The sequence below is a fragment of the Laceyella putida genome, assembly GCF_042665195.1.
Classification (GTDB): Bacteria; Bacillota; Bacilli; order Thermoactinomycetales; family Thermoactinomycetaceae; genus Laceyella; species Laceyella putida.
The window spans coordinates 1-20,361 of the sequence record NZ_JBHTBW010000027.1 but is presented as its reverse complement, the minus strand read 5'-3'; the positions used below and the strand labels follow the sequence as shown (position 1 = coordinate 20,361).

Sequence of the window (20,361 nt, the reverse complement as noted above, 5' to 3'; positions counted from 1 at the left end):
TCCCTTTTATATACAAAAACCCTGCGATCAACAAAGTTGATTCGCAGGGTTTGTCAACATTCTCAAACTCGTCTCCTATACAGGAGACGAGTTTTTTATTCTACAGACCAGGAGGAATGACATGGACATTCAATTGATGGTGACGCAAGCTCTCAAAGAATCGTTGGGTCAAGCGACAAATCACAATATCGCACTGGTTATTGAAAAACCGAAGAATTCTGCATTTGGGGACTATGCCATCCCTTGTTTCACATGGGCAAAAGCCTTCAAGCGTTCTCCTCAGGAAATCGCCCAACAAATCGCCTCTTCCATTCACCATCCCCTTTTCGCAAAGGTTCATGCTGTCGGGCCTTATGTCAATGTCTTCTTGGACAGAAAACGAATAAGCCAAGAATTGCTGAATCAAATTGTCTTGCAGAAAGGAGATTACGGTTCAAACAATGATGGCGAGAACCGAAATGTTCCTATCGATCTTTCCGGCCCAAACATTGCCAAGCCATTTTCAATGGGCCACCTGCGATCAACAGTGATTGGCAATGCGATCGCAAACCTCGCCGCAAAAAACGGCTATCGCCCCATACGCATAAATCATTTGGGGGATTGGGGAACGCAATTCGGAAAACTGATTGTGGCTTACCTAAAATGGGGTGACGAAGAGAAGGTAAGACAACAACCCATTGCAGAACTATTGCGTCTGTATGTCAAGTTTCACGAAGAAGCCGAAAAGCACCCCGAATTAAACGAGGAAGGACGACGCACCTTTAAAAAACTTGAAGATGGGGATCAGCAAACCCGTGAGCTGTGGAGCTGGTTCCGCGAAGAATCGTTAAAAGAGTTTTTCCGCATCTATCATCTGTTGGATGTCTCGTTTGATTATCTGCATGGGGAAGCCTTTTATAATGACAAGATGGATGAAGTGATGGAAATGCTGACTGAAAAAGGACTGATCGAAGAAAGTGAAGGAGCCCTGGTGGTCAAATTGGACGAGGTTGATCTTCCTCCCTGTCTCATTCAAAAGTCCGATGGCGCCACGATCTATGCCACCCGTGATCTCGCCACCGCTTTGTACCGCAAGCGGAATTTCGACTTCTCCCGCTCCCTATATGTCGTAGGAAGCGAACAAACCCTGCATTTCAAGCAAATCAAACAGGTTCTTCGCAAAGCGGGCTTTGACTGGGCGAATGACATGGTTCATATCCCGTTTGGCATGATGTTGCAAAACGGCAAGAAAATGTCCACCAGAAAAGGGCGAGTGATCTTGCTGGAAGAAGTCTTGAATCAAGTGGTGGACCTCGCTTATCAAATCATCAACCAAAAGAACCCCGCATTGGAAAATAAGCATGAAGTCGCGAAACAGGTGGGAATCGGGGCCGTCATCTTCCAAGACCTGAAAAATTTCCGCACAAATGATGTCGATTTCTCCTTTGAGCAAATGTTGAACTTTGATGGAGAAACAGGGCCTTATTTGCAATATACGCATGCTCGTTGCCATTCGTTGTTGCGGAAGGCAGGAAACTTTGTTCCCAAAACAGGCCATTCATTGGATGAAGAAGAAGCATGGCCCATTATCTCCCTTCTCTCCCAGTTTGGTGAAGTGACCAAACAGGCATGGGAAGATTATGATCCATCCAAAATTGCCCGGTATGCCCTAAACCTTGCTCGTGCCTTTAACAGTTATTATGTCAAAGTGCGCATTCTTGGTTCGGAAGACAGAGAAGCCCGTCTGCATTTGGTCTTTTCTGTTGCGACCGTCATTGAAGAATGTTTGCGCATTTTGGGGATCAAATCCCCCAAATCAATGTAAAAGAAGAACAGCCTGCAATCAGGCTGTTGAGGCTACCGACAAATTGCTCTTCATCTCTATTCCCCATCATCTAGGCGAAAATCAACGTGAAGAATAGAGCGATTTGTTCCGAGAACTTCCCGATCCGATACAAGTGCAAATCAATCCCCCCTTATGCCGAATCACCTTGTCTCTTCACCTAAGGGGGGTAACGCAGGTGCCAGATTAAGAAAAATGAAAGCGGACGGTCACGTTGATTTCGCACTTTTCTTTATCTTTCCGAAAGGCTTGAAGTAAGTAACGCATGTCATGATGGTCATCGCCAAAATATTCATCGCGGAAGCTAAAATGAGCGACAAACTTGTCGTTTGAAAATCATGTTTTTGCAATGCGGTAAATCCGTAGTGATGTGCCGTTTCCAAGAGAAACGATAACCAGTCACCCAAAAACATGATTCCGAAGATGATAATCAAGGTGGTCAACACCAGCTTGATGACAATCCAGTAATATTTCACAAGCCCCCATTGAGTCCATACTGACAGCAAAACACCGGAAATGAATACGACCAGAGCCGGATATCTGATCAATGTTGCGTCAATTAAATGCATATCGGATAAAATGTAATAAAGCTGCTCCCCATTCTTGGCATTCTTCATATAGAGACCCAGCATGAACATGCACATGGCTCCACCAAACCACGCGACAATAGAAAGAACATGAATGGATACCAACAAGTTCTTTTTCCTCAAATTAAGCCTGTAAGCCATATTAAAATGATCCCTCCAACTTTTGAGTCAATCGCGCCAACGGCTACTTACTCTTATGATGCGCATCCCGGGACAAGATTCTGAGACGGTAGATCTTCAAGAACCCCATGAATGACAGGGCCGAAGCCGCTGCGCACCCCGCAACCCTTAACCAATGTCCTGCCTGAAACTCTTGAGCAGTCTGCTCTAGAACGGCAACCGAATGAACCGCTGCACCCTCTTCAAACATAATCGTGTTTCGGGGCCAGAAATAAGCCATCGATAACAGGAATTCGCCGAGAAAAACAATCATCACGCTGCCCAAGATCCAGTAGCGAGCTGACTTCACACGCCAATTGAAGATCAAGGATCCCACGCCTGTGAGCATGGCAAGCATACCCATGGGCGGGAAGAAGTCGTGTGGACCTCTGACGACCATGAACTTCATCCCGATTTCAAATGAGCGTGGGATGTCATAGAAAATATTGGGGTATATCATTAACGTCTCGCATAAAATGGCGCCCAATAGGCTCATCAGCACCCATAGTTGCGTCAGACTGAACGCGAACGCGATGTGTCGTTTCTTCATGGATTGCTCCTCCTAATCATGGTGGGAATTCGGGTTGTAACGATTTATGTCCATACTAACAGCATGATGTTGTGAACTTATGACAAACTTTTACGGGTTCGATGATATTTCCGGAAACAAACAGAATCAGGGTTATAATGTGAGAAGGCGGACTGTGTGAAAGGATGTGAAATGGGATGGCGCATACATTGTTGCTGGTGGATGATGAAGAAAAAGTGCTCGAATTCATGGAACCCTTCTTACGCCAGGAAGGGTTTCAAATCATAACGGCAAAAACGGGAAATGACGCCCTGCGGAAGGCCAAAGAGAAAAAACCTTCCCTTGTCGTGCTTGACTGGATGCTTCCGGAGTTGAGCGGCATTGAAGTATGCCGGGAGCTGCGCAAAATGAACCGGATGGGCATTATTATGGTGACGGCAAGAGCGGAAGAAACCGACAAAATCATCGGACTGGAAGTGGGTGCGGACGACTACATCACGAAACCTTTTTCCTTGCGGGAACTGGCCGCCCGGATCCGCTCCGTGCTACGTCGCATAGAAGGACCAGAACTCTCCGAGCATCAGATAGAACGCGGCGAACTGTCGATTTCGGAATCACAGTGCCGCGTGTGGAAACGGGGCAAAGAAATTCCGCTCACGCCTACCGAGTTCAAACTCCTGCTCACACTCGCTTCAAGACCAGGCATCGTATACAGCCGGTTGCAACTGTTGCAGGCGGCGCTGGAAGACGATATTTTGAATGACGAGCGGACGGTGGACGCCCATATTAGCCGCATCCGCAAAAAAATCGAAGACGATCCGTCCAACCCCATCTACATACAAACCGCCTATGGATTCGGTTACCGGTTCGGTGACCGGTTATGAGCGTCAGCCGCAAACTGTTTGTTGCCATGGCGTCGTTTATTGTGGCGATGAGTTTGGTATTCGCCTTTGTGACTCAGATTGTTTTGAGGGATTCGCTCGACTTGATGGTGAAGGCAGCCAGAAGAAAAGAAATGGGGGAGTTGTCCAATCGATTTGCCAGATACTACGAAAAAAACGGCAGCTCTTGGGACGGGGTGCGGCAAGTCAATGTGGGCAAAGAAATAGGGACCGACAATCGGGATGCGAGTTTCGTGTTATTGTCCCGAAACCAAAAAATACTGTATGCCGCCGGAGATGCCAGCTACGGATCCGTAACGAAAATGGGGATTCGGAGCGGGGTGCGGGTGGGTGGGGAAACGATCGCTTTCTTGTATTATTACGACCCGGGAGTCGCCTACATTTCCAGATTGCGAATGGGCATACGCGATTCGACGACGTTCCTGTTGTTTGCAGGGGCTACCGTTTTTGTTCTGATCGCTCTTCTGGTCGCCTATTGGTTGTCGAAGCGGTTGACGGCACCGCTCAGGTTGCTTATTCCCGTTATCGATCGCTTGGGGAAGGGGGAATTCGGGGTGCAGGCTCCTGTTGTGACCGAAGATGAATACGGAAAAGTCGCGAAAGCGTTCAACAAAATGTCCAAGCAACTGAGGCGCGCCGAGGATGTCCGGAGAAATCTGGTTGCGGATGTCGCGCATGAACTGAGGACGCCGTTAACGATTATTCGGGGCAAGCTGGATCTTGTTCAGCAGGGCGGCCGTCCCATCGCGCCGGAAAGCTTGCTGCCGATGCAGGATGAACTGATCCGCTTAACCCGCCTTGTCGACGACCTTCACCAGTTATCGCTCGCCGAGGCGAAAAAGTTGCCGTTGGAACGACAACCGACTGACATTCCCGCCCTGCTGCGGCGAATCATCGATCGAATCACCCCCGACGCCGATAGCAAAGGAATAGAAATCACGCTTACTTGTATTGCCGATTCGGCCACAATCCATGTTGATCCGAATCGAATGACACAAGTTTTCTTCAACTTGCTCGTCAATGCCGTCCGTTATACCCCCGAGGGCGGCTCCGTGAATGTTACCGTTGAGAAGGAAACGGCGCGGAATGGAGGGAGCGGCGTTCTGCGGATTGTGATCGCCGACACCGGAATCGGCATCGAACCCGAGCATCTTCCTTTCCTCTTCAACCGGTTTTACCGGACGGATGGAGCACGCACGCGCAACAGCGGCGGCATGGGCCTGGGACTCGCGATTGCGAAGGAATTCGTGTTGGCCCATAACGGAACAATTGAAGTTGAAAGCCGCCCGGGCCAGGGTACGGCCTTCACCGTCAACCTACCTTTGTGAATGCAGCATGCCGGAAATCACTTCAACAGATCCACAACGATAAAGCCTAAAAACAGACTGGCAATCCCTTGGCGTACGGGTTGCCAAATACATGGCAAGTTAATAGATCCAACCCATTTTCCGGATAAGACCCCCTGGCATCTTATCAAGGCATTTCACATATCCATAAAAGAACCACCTGTTGATTGAACAGGTGGTTCTCTCTTTCCAATTAATAATTATTAACAAAAGATTAAACATTCATTAATATTTCATTGACAAAAAATTTACAAAGAGATATCATGGATCCGAATGTTAGTAATCACTAACACCATGATTCCATAAACCAGGAGGATATTCAGATCAAATCAATGACAACGACCGAAGAAAAGATTCTCGCGGCCACGATTGAATTAATGGCTGAAAAAGGATACAAGGCCGTGACGACGAAGGAGATCGCCAAAGCGGCATCCGTCAGTGAGATGACGCTCTTTCGCTGTTTTGGCTCGAAACAAAAAATTTTGGAATCAGCGGTGGACAAATATTCCATTTCCGTTCCTTTGGAACGCGTGTTTCAAGAGAACATGAGATGGGATCTGGAGCACGACCTGTTGCTTTTCAGCCGGGAGTACCAAGCGTTCATCAGCGCCAATAAAAAAGTGTTTACTGTCTTGATCAAAGAAAGCCAGCAGATGCCAGAGTTAAAAGAGAAAGCGATTTATCAAAATCCGGTACAACTGAAAAATCTGTTGATCAACTACTTTGTCAAGATGCAACAATTAGGCAAAATGATGCCAACTGATCCTGAAATCCCGGCGCTGACCGTATTGCAGATCAATTTCAGCGGGGTGATGGGCATGGAACCCATGATCTCCAATGTGATGGAAGAGGAGTTTGTCATAGAATCAATCCGGATTATTGCGCGAGGGCTCATGCCTTAGCATTTTCCGAAAAATGGGGGATTTGCCATGTACACCATTCCGTTTCAAAACGCTTCCCAATATGAAAAATCAGTGGGAGCGAAAGCCAAAAATTTATCTATTTTATTAAATCACCAATTGCCCGTACCGGATGGGTTTGTGGTGGCAATGGATGCTTTGTCCCGCACTCTGCAAGCGAATCGGCTGGACTTGAAGAAACCAAGGGATTTGGAAAGGAAATTGCCTGCGATCGACATCCCGGATGATGTGAAGGAAGAAATCAAAGCGAATTTTGACCGATTGCTGGAGTCCTATGATGCGGTTGCGGTTCGCTCCTCTTCCGCTGCGGAAGATTTGGAAGGGGCTTCATTTGCGGGGCAGTACGAAACTTACTTAAATGTGACGACTTTTGAGGAACTCTTGGCCAAGTTGAAAGCGTGTTGGGCTTCGATGTTTACTGCGCAGGTGTTTCAATATCTAGATAAGATGAACATTGCCCTCGCGGATCTGTCGATGGGTGTAGCCGTGCAAGGCATGGTTTATTCCGAAGTGTCCGGGGTGATGTTCAGTGCCAATCCCATCACCAAAAACCCGCACGAGGTCGTGATCAATGCCAGTTACGGGTTGGGTGAAGCGATTGTGTCGGGCATCGCCACACCGGATTTGTATATTGTCAAAAAGGAAAATGATCACATTGAAAAAGAGCTTGGTTTAAAAGAAGTGAAAATGTTAGCCGGTGTGACAGGTACGACTACGGTGGACACAACAGAAGAGGAACGGAACCAATATTGCTTGTCCGATCGCGATGTGCTCAAGTTGGCGGAGATCGCGAAACGGGTGGAGCGCATCTACGGTCATCCGGTCGATATGGAATTCGGCATGCAAAAGGGAGCGATTTATTTGCTTCAAGCCCGTCCGATTACCACTACGGTATCCGAATTCCAATGGTCGATCATATTAAACGAAGAAGACAAAAAAGACAAGTTTTGGTTTTATAATGAAGACCATATCGCCGGGGCAAAAAGCCCATTGTTCGCGTCGTTCATAGTCCCGGCCTTCAACCATGGTTTCAACGCCGCGTTCGGCAGAATGCATTTCCCATTGGGCGAATCCCAAACGAAAGTTCACCTGGGTCACATATATCAATCGATGACGCCATTTACGGGCGACATGGAGGAACAATTGGCCAAACATCAGGAATTCATGCGGCCTTTATTCCCGATCATCAAAAAGCGGCTTTATGAAGCGATTGAAAAGGAATTAATGCCGCACTATGAGAAATTGGACCAAGACAGCCAAGCGGAATTGACTTTGGATGAGGCCCTTAGGAAAGTGGATGAGCTTTTTCAGTTTTATCACAAAGCGTGGGAAGTTCACTTTGATGTGGTAGGCCCTTACGGCGCCATCATGCAATTATTGGAGAAATTGCATGAACAATTGACAAACAAAAAAGACCCCCTCTTCCTGCATGAGCTCTTGGTCGGCGTCATGAACAAGTCGCTGGAAACAGACCGGGAACTGTGGAAATTGGCGGAGCAAGCGAAACAAAACCCCGTGGTTTTAAATGAGTTTACGCACGTGCCGGCGGATCGCTTGGCCGCAAGATTGGCCGCCACCGAAGAAGGAAGCGCGTTTCTTGCGGCAGTGAAGAACATGATGTCCGAATATGGTTACAACAAGACCAATACACATGAGTTTCTTGGCCAAACATGGATTGAAGACATGTCCGTGCCGCTTTCCCATATCCAAGCCTTCATTAAAACAGGCTACAACTTTGATGAAGAATATGCGCGAATGGTAAAAGAACGGGAGCAAAAATACGCGGAATGTATCCAAAGCCTGCCCGACAGTGAGCGGAAGCGGCAATTTATGCAAGTGTATGACTGGGCTTTGGCAGGCAAATGTGTGCATGATGACCATCATTTCTATATCGATGCGATGCTGTCGGCCAAAGCTCGCCTATTCCTGTTAAATGTCGGGAAAACGATGGTCAAACATGGCATCGTTACAGATAAGGAAGATATTTTTTATCTATACTTGGATGAATTGAAGCATGCGCTGGCAAACCCGAAAGAGTTGAAACCACTCATTGCCGAACGGAAAGCGGAATTTGCGGAAAACCGACAAAAACGCGTCCCATCCCACTTTGGAACCCCGCCCAAAGAGCTTCTCGCCCATCCCCACCTTGCGGGCATGCTTGGTTCCCTTGAGGAATCGGAGGAAGCGGAAAACCAAACGATCAAAGGATTCGCCGCCGCACGGGGCACCTACACCGGCAAGGTGAAAGTGATCCGCAATGAAGAGGAATTTTCCAAGTTGGAAAAAGGGGATGTGTTGGTTTGCCAAACAACCACTCCATCTTGGACGTTTCTCTTCCCGGTGGCCTCAGCGATCATTACCGACGCGGGCGGCATTTTGTCCCACTCGGGAATCATCGCCCGTGAATATAAACTGCCCGCCGTATTGGGAACCAAAGTGGCTACCTCCCGATTGAAAGATGGCGACGTTGTGACGGTTGACGGCGACAATGGCATGGTGATCATCCATGAATCGGAATAAAGAACTTCTTTTAATCGTGTCGTTGTTGGCGGGAACCATTATCGTCCCGATCAATTCCACCATGATCGCTGTCGGCTTATCGTCGATTTCCGGTTATTTCCACGAAAGCCTCGCTTCCATTTCGTGGGTGGTAACCATTTATTTGATCGCCATGGCCGTGACGCAACCGATTGCCGGCAAATTGGGAGACATTTATGGTTATCGGCGCATCTATCTGTGGGGTTTGCTTCTCTTTTTGATCTCCTCCGTCGCGTGCGCTTTCTCGTTCAATCTGCCTTGGCTCATTGCCTTCCGTTCGCTGCAGGCGATCGGCGGCGCGTTGATTTCACCAAACGCCATGGCCATTATTCGCTTGGCCGTTTCCAAACGGCGTTTGGCAAAAGTGCTTGGACTGTTGGGAATGGGCATGGGACTGGGGGCGGCGTTCGGCCCCCTGCTTGGGTCCACTTTGATCAGCCTGTGGGGTTGGAAATCGATTTTCTGGGTCAATGTTCCCTTTCTGTTGTTCGCCATTGGCGCAACGCTGTTTGTTTTGCCCAAACAGGATGAGCGGAAGCCAACTCCCTTGGATTTGTTGGGGTCGCTTTATTTGGCCGTCAGTTTCACTCTGTTGATCTTGCTGACCCATCCCCAATCGACAAGGGGATATCTGATTATGGGTGCGCTGTTGATTTTGTTTGCTGTTCTTTTTGTCCTGCGCGAAATCAGGGTGGAAGAGCCGCTGATTCAATTTTCATTGTTTAAAAACAGCACATTTGCCACGGCCAACCTCTCCATTCTGCTGAGCAACTTTGTGATGTACGCCACTTTGTTGGCGATGCCGCTCATTTTGGAAACCGACTTTAAGTTGACCACACAAAAAGTGGGGCTGATCATGTTTGTCTTTTCGATTTCCATGTCTTTGGCGGGTTGGATCGGCGGACAGCTGACCACACGGTGGGGCAATCGGAAAATGATTGCCTTGTCGTTTGTGGTGTCGGTCTTGGCCAGCATGTTGTATCTTGGGCTCAATCTGGTCGACAAGATTCCGTATCTCATCATTGCCTTGATCGTTGGGGGGATCGCTGGCGGCCTGGGAATGTCGGCAATGCAAATGGCTTCGTTGCAATCGGTCAACAAAGAGATGTCCGGTTCGGCATCAGGGATCTTTTCCACGTTTCGCTACTTTGGCAGCATGATTTCATCCACATTGGTCAGTTTATTGGTTGGCTCTTCCACGTTGTTTTTTGTGTTGATCATCATGTCCGTGTTGGGTATTGTGACATCAAGGGGCATTGAATTGGAAGGCGTTGCTCCCAGCAAAGAATCGGTTTAAGAAAAACCAACCACTCCCACCTCTACAGGTGGGAGTGGTCATTTAATTAGATCACATTCATATGATCCCCTGGCAACCATCCGCCTCGGCTCCCCTTTCACCACAAAATTCATAATCATCCCCCTCTTGATCATGAGAAATGCCGACCTCCTCCTGTTCATTTTCCCGAAGATTTCAGCATATAAAAACGGAAAATCTCCACTAGCAAAATAACTAATAACATTAGTTTTTGATGATAGAGAGGAGATCAACCACATGAGAATGATCAAAGAAAAGACCATTTACCAATTGACTTTTCTGCCGCGTTTTTTCCCCGTCAATTGTTATCTCGTGGAGGAAGACGATGGTTTGACTCTGGTTGACGCCGCACTGCATTACAGCTCAAAAGGAATCTTGCAGGCGGCCAGAGAGATCGGTAAGCCGATTACAAAGATCATTTGGCCGCAGAAATTGCCGACACACAAGGCTTCGATAAGGTGACGTTGGCTTCGTTGGCCCAAAAACTCCAACTTACGCCATAAGTTCGCCATCTTCGGTATGGAGCAACTTCACCGCTCTTAGACACTCGCAGCCGTCGGTCTGTCCGGCGATGATGCGGTGCATGCGTGGGGAAAAGCCTATGTGTCATTTGCTCGCGCTCACCCAGGATTGTATGAGGCGACCCTTCGCGCCCCTGATCCACAGAATCCGGACGTTCAGCGGGCGGGAAATGACATCGTGAATCTACAAATTATTTCAAAAGGTAAAATAACGTTCTTCCTAAGTACGCAAAATAAAGACTTTTGCAAAACGTTTTGGAAAAACAAACCGAATCAAAGATAGATAAAGTTCTTGATATAGAAGATTTTATAAAGAAATAATTCAAAACGTTTTTGTGACCAAAGTTATTTTTAGTATAATTTCGCGATCTAATTTTGACAGCTCATCATTGCAATTAAATTGATAATAGTTAAATTGAACAAATTTCTGATTATTGAAAATATCTTGATTAAAACAGGTATTCACTCTAGTATTAATATACAAGACAGAAAACGCTTTGGAGGAAAATGATGACAACCATAAAAGATGTGGCGAAAAAGGCGGGTGTTTCCATCACTACCGTTTCCAGAGCCCTTAATGGATATCCGGATGTAAACGAAGAAACCAGAAAAAAAATTGAACGGGTGGCCGCTGAATTGGGGTACAGTCCCAACATGGCTGCCCGAAGCCTTGTGATGAAGAAAACAAAAACACTGGGCTTGCTTATATCGGGCATTACCCGAAGCGGCGTCAAAGACAATTTGAATTACGAATTGCTGTGCGGGATGAATGACAGGGCTGGTGAACTAAATTATGATCTTGTCCTGTTTAGCACAACACCCCAAAAGCAAATGATCAAGTCTTACAAAACCTTGTGCGAGGAACGCGGAGTGGATGGCGTGATCATGATGGGTCTTCGCTTGGACGACCCTTATTTGCAGGAAATCGTGACTTCACCGATTCCGTGCGTGTTGATCGATATTCCGTTGAAGGGAAAAAATGTGGGTGTTGTGACCTCCGACAATGTCAACGGAGCCAAAAAAGCGATCAACTATCTGATCGGCCAAGGTCACCGAAAAATCGGCATGGTGAATGGACATGATCAAGCCGATGTGAGTTGGAAAAGATTGCAAGGGTATCAAGAAGCGCTGGCCGAACATGGGATTGATTTAGATTCCACTTGGATGGAGGATGGCCGGTTTACCGAAATCGGCGGGATGGAAGCCGCTTATCGGATGATGATATCCCATCCTGATTTGACGGCCATCTTTTGCGCCAGCGATTTGATGGCGTTGGGAGTGTTACAAGCCCTCAAAAACCTAGGCAAAAAAGTGCCTGAAGACATATCGGTGGTCGGTTATGACAATATCACCATCGCCCGTTATTGCTCCCCTCCCCTTACCACCATTGGGCAAAACATCTATGAAATGGGGTATCAGTCAGCCCAAATGCTCATTGATATGCTGGAGGGCAGAAACATCCAAACCACGTTGGTCATGAATACGGAACTGATTGTGCGTAAAAGCGTGCAACCATTGAAGTGAATGCGGGTGCCTCCGTTCTTTCCACAAGAAAAAGAAGGAAGTTCAGTTACTTCCTGCTTTAGTTTATTGCTTCGCCTCGGACCAAGCGGGGTCACACCGAGATAAAAACAAAAGAAGTTAGGCATTTCATGTCCTAACTTCCTCATGTCAACTGGCCCGAGGGATCAACTGTTTTTAACTTCCAAAGAGCGATGTTTGAAACCTCTGCTCTTTCCGGTAAGATGAATGCGTGAGAGGCTGCTGCCTGGATTGCAGGGACTTTGATTGGCTGTTGATATATGTCGGCATGTGAACCTCGTCGATAAACAATATGCCGTCATACTGTTCGCGCGGCACCAATTGTTCATCCCACAATCCCCAGTCCAACACCTGGCGCTCAGTGAACATCCAACTGGTGCCTTTTTTGTTCTTTTGGTGCAACATGTCCACAAATATATTGGCATGTCCGGCTTTGTTTAGAATCGACTCCAGATTTCCTTCCGGGTGGGGATGGCGGACAGGCGCCGGCTCCCTGTTGTTCAGAGCGGAAACCCCTTTGTTCATGTATAATCCAACAACATAAGATTCTTTTTTCAAACGTTCCGGCAAAAGCTGACCCATGGTGGGAAGCGATGTTCTGTAAGGATTGACTGTTTTCGTATTGGCTTTTCGGATATGGATGTTATGCGCCCATACGATGATCTTTTTGTTTGGATACAACTTTTCGGCTACCCAGGTGAGATGGTCGGCCATCGCTTGATCACGTAAAGCGGAACCTTCATCGAGGTATTTCCTGGCTTCTTCGTAATTCCCTTCCTGATAATACTTTTCGTACAATATATATTTTTCCAAGATGCGATCGATGGTGTGAATGCGGTCCTGAAGTGCGTATTCGGTGATTGCGATTAATTGGGGATGTTGGGGGTAAACGGCGGATAACCCTTTTTTGTTGTCCCTCACAAACTTCAAGAGATCTTCGTAAGCGGCAATCAGCTTTTCTTTTTCTGAACGGAATCGTTCCGCATCCGTTTCGGTGGCGTATATGTGCAAAAATTGACTTTCCGTTTGGTAGGCCTTCTCTCCCATGGACGGGTTGACTGTTTGGAACCAGCTTTTTAAAAACCCTTGATAGGTACCCAGCGGTTGCATATCAAAGCCAGCGAGGATGAGCGGATCTTTGCCATTCTTTTCTTTTTTCAAATACTCAAAAAGCGGAAGGGTTTCTTTCGCATGCCATATGCCGTAAATCGAATCCCGCATCGTATTTAACGGCGTATTTTGCCCCGCATGAAGGTCGGCTGCCGCCGTTTCGGCCAGGCCGGATTCAAAAGCGACCACATCATAATTCAATTCTTCATGCAAATATTGAATCCATCTTGTCTTGGTTGAATCAAATTCGGCTGCGCCGTGTGAGCTTTCCCCTAAAAGAACGACCCGTTTCCCTTTTAACGCCTTTTTTAAAAAACGCAAGTCCTCATAAGTGTCCCCTTCACCAGGTGCCAGCTTTTCCACTGAATGGGAGTGATTTTGCAACCATGTCGTCCACTCGGGCTCTTCAACTGAAGTGGTGGTTGCGGCCAAACCAACGTTGCTTGAAAAAAGCGTTGTCACAGTCAGGCAGGTTGCGACTGTGAGCGCATACCATTTTCTTTTGTTGATCATGCAAGCTCCCCCTTCCAACAAATATTATAAATCTTGTACCTTAACAGCAGTTGAACGAACATTGAATAGAAACGAAATTTATTTAAATGCTATCATTATGAATTATGTGTTATGTCCGATAACCTTTTAGTCATCAATGTTCTGCAAATGAAAGACAAAAGTCGCCGTCTTCCTCGTTTTTTTTCCGAGGGCAAATAAGCCGACATAAATAGTCGCAGCGCTGATTCAAATCACATTCTTTTTCCCTTTTACATCGTCAAGATCTATGTAATCGACTATCTCGGCGTAAATCACTTCATCGCTCATCGCATCTTTGCGTACCATGTAACGCAACATCTCATGTGGCAAGTAATCGGTCTCCCTCCGATGGTAACGAATAAAACGTTCGGCCCAAGTTGGATAACGATAGAACCACTCATTGATCTTATTCTCAGAAAGACGCTTGGTTCGCCCTTCTTCCACCGCGTCGTCAATAAAATGTTCCACAAATAAAAAGTCCCCGGTCTCCCCTAGCCGACCTGTATAATACTCCCTGTTTCTCTCTAATTCTTCTTGCACATATCGATCTATAAAATATTGTCGAGCATGTTCTGAATGCCTGGCAAAGCAAAAGATGCCCGCGTTTCCCATCAATGATTGCGATTGGCTAAACACACGGTATAACTTTTTATCCCTATATTGCATAACTGTTCCCTCCCATCTCCAATCAAAAAGCCCTTCAACAGCATAGAAGGGCTTATCATTTGTAACAATGTCTCATCCCGATTTGTCCCATTATTCAGTAAACGGGACGACCAATCTTATCATCCCTATGTAAAAACTTAGGCTTGAGGGGGCTCACCATACAGACGTTTCATCTACTTCACCTCCAATCGTTTTCTCTTTTCAACAAAACCTTTCCGTTTTCCTCCATCGGACACATGATATTCGATGAATTTTTTAAATATTTTTTTGGCCAACCCCTACAAAAAAGGAACCGTGTACCCGGTTCCTGAGTTTGGTGACAAAATGAGTCCTGAAGTCAACATTTGAATCTATGGGTTCATGTCGCCATACAACGTACTTTCGATCCCTGATCAGTCTTGCTGGAACAACTTGGCCAACGCTTCTTTCAAGGCTGGATGTCCCTCCTCTTGTTGCTGGTTCTGCTGTTTCAGGTATTGGGAAATCTCTCGCCTTGATACCATACTCTTCTTTTCTTTATTCTTTCGCTCTTGGAAAGATGCGTACTTCTCGCGATAGCCACAACCGCAGACAAAAATCCGGCCTTGCCCTTCCCCGCGCAATTCCATCTTTTTCCTACATTCAGGGCATCGCGCATTGGTCACTCGGGCAATGCCTTTCCGGTAACCGCAAGCCCGGTCCTGGCAGACCAGCATCTGCCCCTTTTTGCTCTTCACTTCCAATAACCGCTTGCCACAGTCAGGGCATCTGCTCGTTGACAGATTGTCATGCTTAAACGTTTTTTCGCTCTCTTTGATCTCCCGGACCACCGCTTTCGCATAACTTCTCATTTCTCCAATAAACGAAGCCTTATTTAATTTCCCTTTGGCGATCAATCCCAGCTTCTGTTCCCATTTGGCGGTCAATGCTGGTGATTTCAGCTCTTCAGGAACCAAATCAAGCAGTTGTTTTCCTTTGGAGGTAATGTGAATATGCTTGCCCCTCTTCTCGATCAGGAAGCTGTCAAACAGCTTTTCAATAATGTCCGCCCGGGTCGCCACCGTACCAAGCCCACCTGTTTCCCCCATCGTTTTAATCAAATCTTTCCGTTCGTTGCCCATATATTTGACCGGATTCTCCATCGCGGCGAGCAAACTTCCTTCAGTGAACGGTTCCGGCGGTTGGGTCTCTCCCTTGGTCAGGGTGATGGAGCGGATCTCCAACCGGTCTCCTTTCGTGATCTTCGGCAAGATTTGCTCCTTGATTCCCTCTGCTCTTTCTTCTTCCAGCTGGTCACCGTACACTTGTTTCCATCCCTGAGACAGGATTACTTTTCCCCTTGCGATAAACGTCTCATCGCCGATTTTCGCTTGGACCGTGGTCTGCTCGTACTCAAATGGCGGGTACATCACGGCCAGAAACCTTCTTACGACAAGATCATAGATCTTTCTCTCTTTGGCGCTCAACTTGTCCAAAAAGACCGGTTCTTCGGTTGGAATAATTGCATGGTGGTCCGAAACCTTGCTGTTATCCACAAAGTGCTTGTTCGGTTTCAAAGCTTTGCGCGCCTGTTGGGCCAAACCGACATACGGCCCGATCCGGCAAGCTTCGATGCGGTCAGGCAACGTATCCACGATATCGGTCGAGAGATACCTGGAATCCGTTCTCGGGTAAGTCAGGACCTTATGATGTTCATATAGCCCTTGCAAGGTGGACAACGTTTCCTTCGCGGAAAAACCGAAGCGTTGGTTGGCCTCTCTTTGCAATTCCGTCAAATCATAAAGAGGGGGCGCAAAGCTCTTTTTCTTCACTTTCTTCACTTCCGTGACGATTGCATCCCGGTTTTTCAGCGTGGCCAGAACCGAATCGCACGTCTCTTTTGAGAAACTTCTCCAATCCTTCGTTTTGCTGTCTTGCCATACCAGTTTCAATCCGCTATCCGCGATTGCTTCGATTCCGTAAAAAGTCCTCGGTTTGAAGTTCCTGATTTCCGTTTCCCGCTGGGCAATCATCGCCAATGTGGGAGTTTGCACCCGACCGCACGAAAGTTGGGCATTATGCTTGCACGTCAAGGCCCGCGTCGCGTTGATCCCCACCATCCAGTCAGCTTCCGCCCGGGCCACGGCCGAGGCGTACAGATTTTCGTACTGTTTGCCATCCCTTAATTGTTGGAAACCCTCTATGATCGCTTTATCCGTAACCGAAGAGATCCAAAGGCGCTTAATCGGCTTTTTCACATGCGCCTTGTCGATAATCCATCTCGCCACTAACTCCCCTTCCCGTCCGGCGTCGGTGGCGATGACGATCTCTCTCACATCCGGCCTTGACAGCAGCTTCTTTACCTGTTGGAATTGCTTGCCCGTTTTTTTGATCACAACTAATTTCAAACGGTCCGGAAGCAAGGGCAAATCTTCCAAGCGCCAAGTCTTGAATGTCTCTCCATACGCTTCGGGATCGGCCAATGTGACCAGATGCCCAAAAGCCCATGTCACGATGTATTTGTCTCCTTCAAAATACCCATTCCCCTGTTTGTGACAACGTAATACTTTGGCTATATCTCTGCCTACGGAAGGCTTTTCCGCCAACACCACTGATTTGCTCATCTTAACATCCTCTCAAACAACCATGCTGTTTCTTCTTTTATTAAATCATGCCAACACTATTCTATAACAAAGGAAGGCACGAAACCAAACCTGCACGGATGATCAGGCAACCGCTATTTGGGCTTCGACTCTCTTAATCATATTTATGAAACTGTCCCTCGTCCAACGCTCGCTCTTATCCCCATAGCTGAAACCAGTTTTTTTCGCTCGCAAAGAGATAAACGACTTAAAGCCTTCTCCCGTTTGATAGGAGAAGGCTGTTTATCTGCTTTAAACCAACAACTCTTATATCCACGATAAGACACTCTCAAATCCTACAATGATGAACAGTTCAATCGATCATCAGTTGATCACCAAGCAACCCTGATGATCAATCCTTTGGGGTCGCCGACTTCAAGATAAGCCGCTTGATTGTTCACATCGTCATATGCGAAGCCGTACGCCAATCGATCGATGCTATGGTCATGCCAGAATTTCGCATAGTAATTGGCGGGAGCGGCTTTATAATAGTTGCTGACATTGTTCCAATCGCTATCATTGTAGACATGTCGGTTTATAGCGGCGCAAGTGCGGGGGTCGGAAGCGCCGCCATCGCATCTGAAAATGTCCTGTGTGGACAGGTTGGAATAACCGGCAAAGTAATTGGCATTTTCGCGGCCAGCGGCAAAAGAACCGTGAATGGGGGCGACAATCCGGTAAGGAGCTTGAACGGTGGCGAGCGATTTAAATTCGGAAGGCACCTCATTCGCGTATTTGCTGAATAAACCGGCGCGGGTTTCGGATTCAAGTTCACCGACGGTTTTGTCATAATTTCCGGCTTTGTTTACCAATCTGTGCTGGATGGGGAAGCCAAATCCGTCGACCCGGGTTGTGTTACCATGATAACCGGTCGCGTCAACGGTAAATTCCACAAAATCAAAATAAACATTCAGGTTGGGGTCGGTCGGGTTATTGATGTCCGGTCCGGCAAATCCGTTATCATACGTTTTAATGTAGCATGGAGAACCAACGCAAAGAAACATTCTGCCGGATGTGATCCTGGGCAGGCTTACCCATGGGGCATCGCTTATTTTGTGATAGATGTTCGCATAGTTGGCCCCATTTTTCGTCAAATGGCCGGGAGCGTCATTCAACGCGGTGGAAATCGGCTGCAGATTGCCATTCAAGTCCAAATAACTCCAACGGCCCGTGTCCGGGTTAATTCCAAGGACACCCCAGTAAATTTGACTGTCTGAATAAGCGCCATTGGTTCCATTCATGACCTTCACCGTCATGACCCCATTTCCGGTCGGCGCCGGTATGGAAGACGCCGGAATCGAGCCGATCGAAGGTGAAGCGGCCGATGCGGCTGAAGAAGTGAACAAAGACATGCCCACCAATGCGCAGATCAAACAGAACGAGTAGATTCTCCTTCTCAACATCCACATAACCTCCATTTCATTTGAGCCTGCCGCTTACGACATGGTTTTCTCAACCGTTTGTTTACCCATCTTCTGAAACTGCCATTTCAATCCACAATTATTCGGAAACCGGTTTCTATTGCAGGTAAATAAATAATAGGATATTTCTGATTATTTGTCAATCATACTATTATAAATAATAATAAAATAATGGTTTCAACATGATGAATCGACTGGCTCACATTCCCCATATCATTATTTTTATATCGAAATGTCCGGGACGACTCCTTGTTGTCGAATAAGTTGACGATACCAATAAAAGCTTTGTTTGGGCGTCCGCTTAAGCGTTTCAAAATCCACATGGACGATCCCAAATCTCTTATCATAACCGAACGCCCATTCAAAATTGTCCATGAGCGACCAGACATAATACCCTTTCAAAGGAACTCCCGCCTGCAAAGCTTCTTGGCAAGCCAGAATGTGGGAACGCAAATATTGAATCCGTTTTCTGTCCTGAATGGAACCGTCCGCCTCCACTTGGTCATCATAAGCCGCGCCGTTTTCATGAACATAGATGGGAAGTCCTTGATAATCACGATGCAAGCGGAGCAAAAGATCTTTCAGGCCATCGGGATTGATTTCCCATCCTTCCCCCATATCCGTGACAGGGCCACTTGTCGCGACAGGTTCAACCCCCAAAAACGGAAAGGGTCCATCAGCGAGGGGATCGGCTCTTAATGTCGTTGGACTATAGTAATTGATTCCAATAAAATCGATCGGCTCGTTGATCATTTGCATATCCTCTTCTTGGATATAATCGAAAGGGATGGGGAGCGTTCGTTCATAAAGGGCCGTCATATCTTGCGGATAAGCTCCTTTCACAACGGGATCGATGAACCAACGATTTAAAAACCCGTCATAGATGCGCGCCGCCTGTTTGTTTTCCGCCTGCTCATCAACGGGATAACACGGGGACATGTTTAGCGTCAAACCAACCTTCCCGTCTTTCGGCCCGTCATTCCGGAACGCTTTGACCGTTTTTCCATGCGACAGCAACAAATGATGGGCCACTTTAAGAAACAAGGGAACATTCGCATATCCCGGGGCGTGAATGCCATTGCCATAACCCAGATAACTGATTACCCAAGGCTCATTGTGTGTCGTCCACATGGACACGACATCCCCAAGCTCACGGAAGAGAGTAAGCGCATACTCAAGGAAATAATCAACCATATCGCGATTCACCCAGCCGCCTTTATCCTGCAAGGCCTGTGGCAAATCCCAATGATAAATGGTTAACGACGGTTGGATCCCGTTCTCCAGGCACGCCTCAATCAAGCGCTTGTAAAAATCCAGCCCCTTCTGATTCGGGCTTCCCGCCCCAGCAGGGAAAATACGCGGCCAACTGACCGAAAAACGATAAGTATTCACTTGCAATTCTTTTAACAATCGCACATCTTGGGAAAACAAATGGTAATGGTCACACGCGACGTCTAAGCGATCTCCATTTTTCACTTTTCCGGGGATGCGACAAAAGCGATCCCAAATGGATTCTCCTTTGCCATCCGCCCATGCTCCGCCTTCGATCTGGGCAGCGGAAGTGGCCACACCCCATAAAAAATCCTTTGGAAATGGTCGGTTCACACTCTTCTCTCCTTATCTCCATTCAGAAACCGGTTTCTATAAAGAATGATATGGTAGATCATTCGATCCAGTCAACTCATTTTTGCAAATAGTATTATTTTTCATCCTGCTCCGCTCCCCCCTCCTCTTGTTGCTCAATTGAGACTCCACACGTCTGAAGCCGTGGGATTCTTGGATAGTTCATGTCCTCAATCCATTTCTGCTTTGGACAACTTCCAAGTTCAGGGCTGTCTCATCAGCCCATCCC

At 47.2% G+C, this 20,361-nt stretch carries 15 protein-coding genes and 1 pseudogene; 9 read left to right on the top strand and 7 right to left on the bottom strand.

Going from position 1 to position 20,361, the window contains the following annotated elements; genetic code table 11:
* Window positions 1-121: 121 nt before the first annotated feature.
* Window positions 122-1,804 (top strand): arginine--tRNA ligase, encoded by a 1,683-nt coding sequence (gene argS, locus ACFQNG_RS10450; protein ID WP_379864870.1) that lies wholly within the window; start codon window positions 122-124, stop codon window positions 1,802-1,804.
* Between the two features lie 227 nt (window positions 1,805-2,031).
* Here argS and ACFQNG_RS10445 read toward each other — a convergent pair whose 3' ends face one another.
* Together ACFQNG_RS10445 and ACFQNG_RS10440 are read right to left on the bottom strand one after the other, a co-directional pair.
* Entirely contained in the window at window positions 2,032-2,550 is a 519-nt protein-coding gene (locus tag ACFQNG_RS10445; RefSeq protein WP_379864869.1) for a hypothetical protein, read from the bottom strand.
* Window positions 2,551-2,593: 43 nt separating this feature from the next.
* On the bottom strand, window positions 2,594-3,118 hold the full coding sequence (locus ACFQNG_RS10440) for a hypothetical protein (protein WP_379864868.1): 525 nt from the start codon (window positions 3,116-3,118) through the stop codon (window positions 2,594-2,596).
* Between the two features lie 176 nt (window positions 3,119-3,294).
* Here ACFQNG_RS10440 and ACFQNG_RS10435 point away from each other — a divergent pair, with 176 nt between their 5' ends.
* The 8 genes and pseudogenes from ACFQNG_RS10435 (at window position 3,295) to ACFQNG_RS10400 (ending at window position 12,163) form a co-directional block, all read left to right on the top strand.
* Window positions 3,295-3,981 carry a response regulator gene (locus tag ACFQNG_RS10435; protein WP_379864867.1) on the top strand — a complete coding sequence of 229 codons (687 nt, stop codon included), beginning with the start codon at window positions 3,295-3,297 and terminating at the stop codon, window positions 3,979-3,981.
* Window positions 3,978-5,327 (top strand): sensor histidine kinase, encoded by a 1,350-nt coding sequence (locus ACFQNG_RS10430; protein WP_379864866.1) that lies wholly within the window; start codon window positions 3,978-3,980, stop codon window positions 5,325-5,327. The genes ACFQNG_RS10435 and ACFQNG_RS10430 overlap by 4 nt, the downstream gene beginning before the upstream one ends.
* 350 nt (window positions 5,328-5,677) lie before the next feature.
* Entirely contained in the window at window positions 5,678-6,247 is a 570-nt protein-coding gene (locus ACFQNG_RS10425; protein WP_379864865.1) for a TetR/AcrR family transcriptional regulator, read from the top strand.
* Between the two features lie 27 nt (window positions 6,248-6,274).
* Window positions 6,275-8,785: a PEP/pyruvate-binding domain-containing protein gene (locus ACFQNG_RS10420; RefSeq protein WP_379864864.1), complete on the top strand. Its 2,511-nt coding sequence runs from the start codon at window positions 6,275-6,277 to the stop codon at window positions 8,783-8,785.
* Window positions 8,772-10,100, top strand: coding sequence for an MFS transporter (locus ACFQNG_RS10415; protein ID WP_379864863.1), 1,329 nt, complete (start codon window positions 8,772-8,774; stop codon window positions 10,098-10,100). Before ACFQNG_RS10420 ends, ACFQNG_RS10415 begins: the two co-directional genes overlap by 14 nt.
* A 255-nt stretch (window positions 10,101-10,355) precedes the next feature.
* Window positions 10,356-10,538: pseudogene (locus tag ACFQNG_RS10410) on the top strand (MBL fold metallo-hydrolase); the annotation flags it as partial.
* Between the two features lie 159 nt (window positions 10,539-10,697).
* Window positions 10,698-10,922 carry a TetR-like C-terminal domain-containing protein gene (locus ACFQNG_RS10405; protein ID WP_379864862.1) on the top strand — a complete coding sequence of 75 codons (225 nt, stop codon included), beginning with the start codon at window positions 10,698-10,700 and terminating at the stop codon, window positions 10,920-10,922.
* A 227-nt stretch (window positions 10,923-11,149) separates the two neighbouring features.
* Entirely contained in the window at window positions 11,150-12,163 is a 1,014-nt protein-coding gene (locus ACFQNG_RS10400; protein ID WP_379864861.1) for a LacI family DNA-binding transcriptional regulator, read from the top strand.
* Window positions 12,164-12,337: 174 nt separating this feature from the next.
* Here ACFQNG_RS10400 and ACFQNG_RS10395 read toward each other — a convergent pair whose 3' ends face one another.
* The 5 genes from ACFQNG_RS10395 to ACFQNG_RS10375 all read right to left on the bottom strand — a co-directional run bounded on the left by ACFQNG_RS10395 (window position 12,338) and on the right by ACFQNG_RS10375 (window position 20,114).
* Entirely contained in the window at window positions 12,338-13,804 is a 1,467-nt protein-coding gene (locus tag ACFQNG_RS10395) for an erythromycin esterase family protein (protein WP_379864860.1), read from the bottom strand.
* A gap of 225 nt (window positions 13,805-14,029) precedes the next feature.
* Window positions 14,030-14,488: a hypothetical protein gene (locus tag ACFQNG_RS10390; protein ID WP_379864859.1), complete on the bottom strand. Its 459-nt coding sequence runs from the start codon at window positions 14,486-14,488 to the stop codon at window positions 14,030-14,032.
* A 392-nt stretch (window positions 14,489-14,880) separates the two neighbouring features.
* Window positions 14,881-17,070, bottom strand: coding sequence for a DNA topoisomerase III (locus ACFQNG_RS10385; protein WP_379864858.1), 2,190 nt, complete (start codon window positions 17,068-17,070; stop codon window positions 14,881-14,883).
* Window positions 17,071-17,420: 350 nt separating this feature from the next.
* Window positions 17,421-18,440 carry a glycoside hydrolase family 64 protein gene (locus ACFQNG_RS10380; RefSeq protein ID WP_379864871.1) on the bottom strand — a complete coding sequence of 340 codons (1,020 nt, stop codon included), beginning with the start codon at window positions 18,438-18,440 and terminating at the stop codon, window positions 17,421-17,423.
* Window positions 18,441-18,731: 291 nt separating this feature from the next.
* Complete coding sequence (locus ACFQNG_RS10375) at window positions 18,732-20,114, bottom strand: GH1 family beta-glucosidase (RefSeq protein ID WP_379864857.1); 1,383 nt, start codon at window positions 20,112-20,114, stop codon at window positions 18,732-18,734.
* Window positions 20,115-20,361 lie beyond the last annotated feature (247 nt).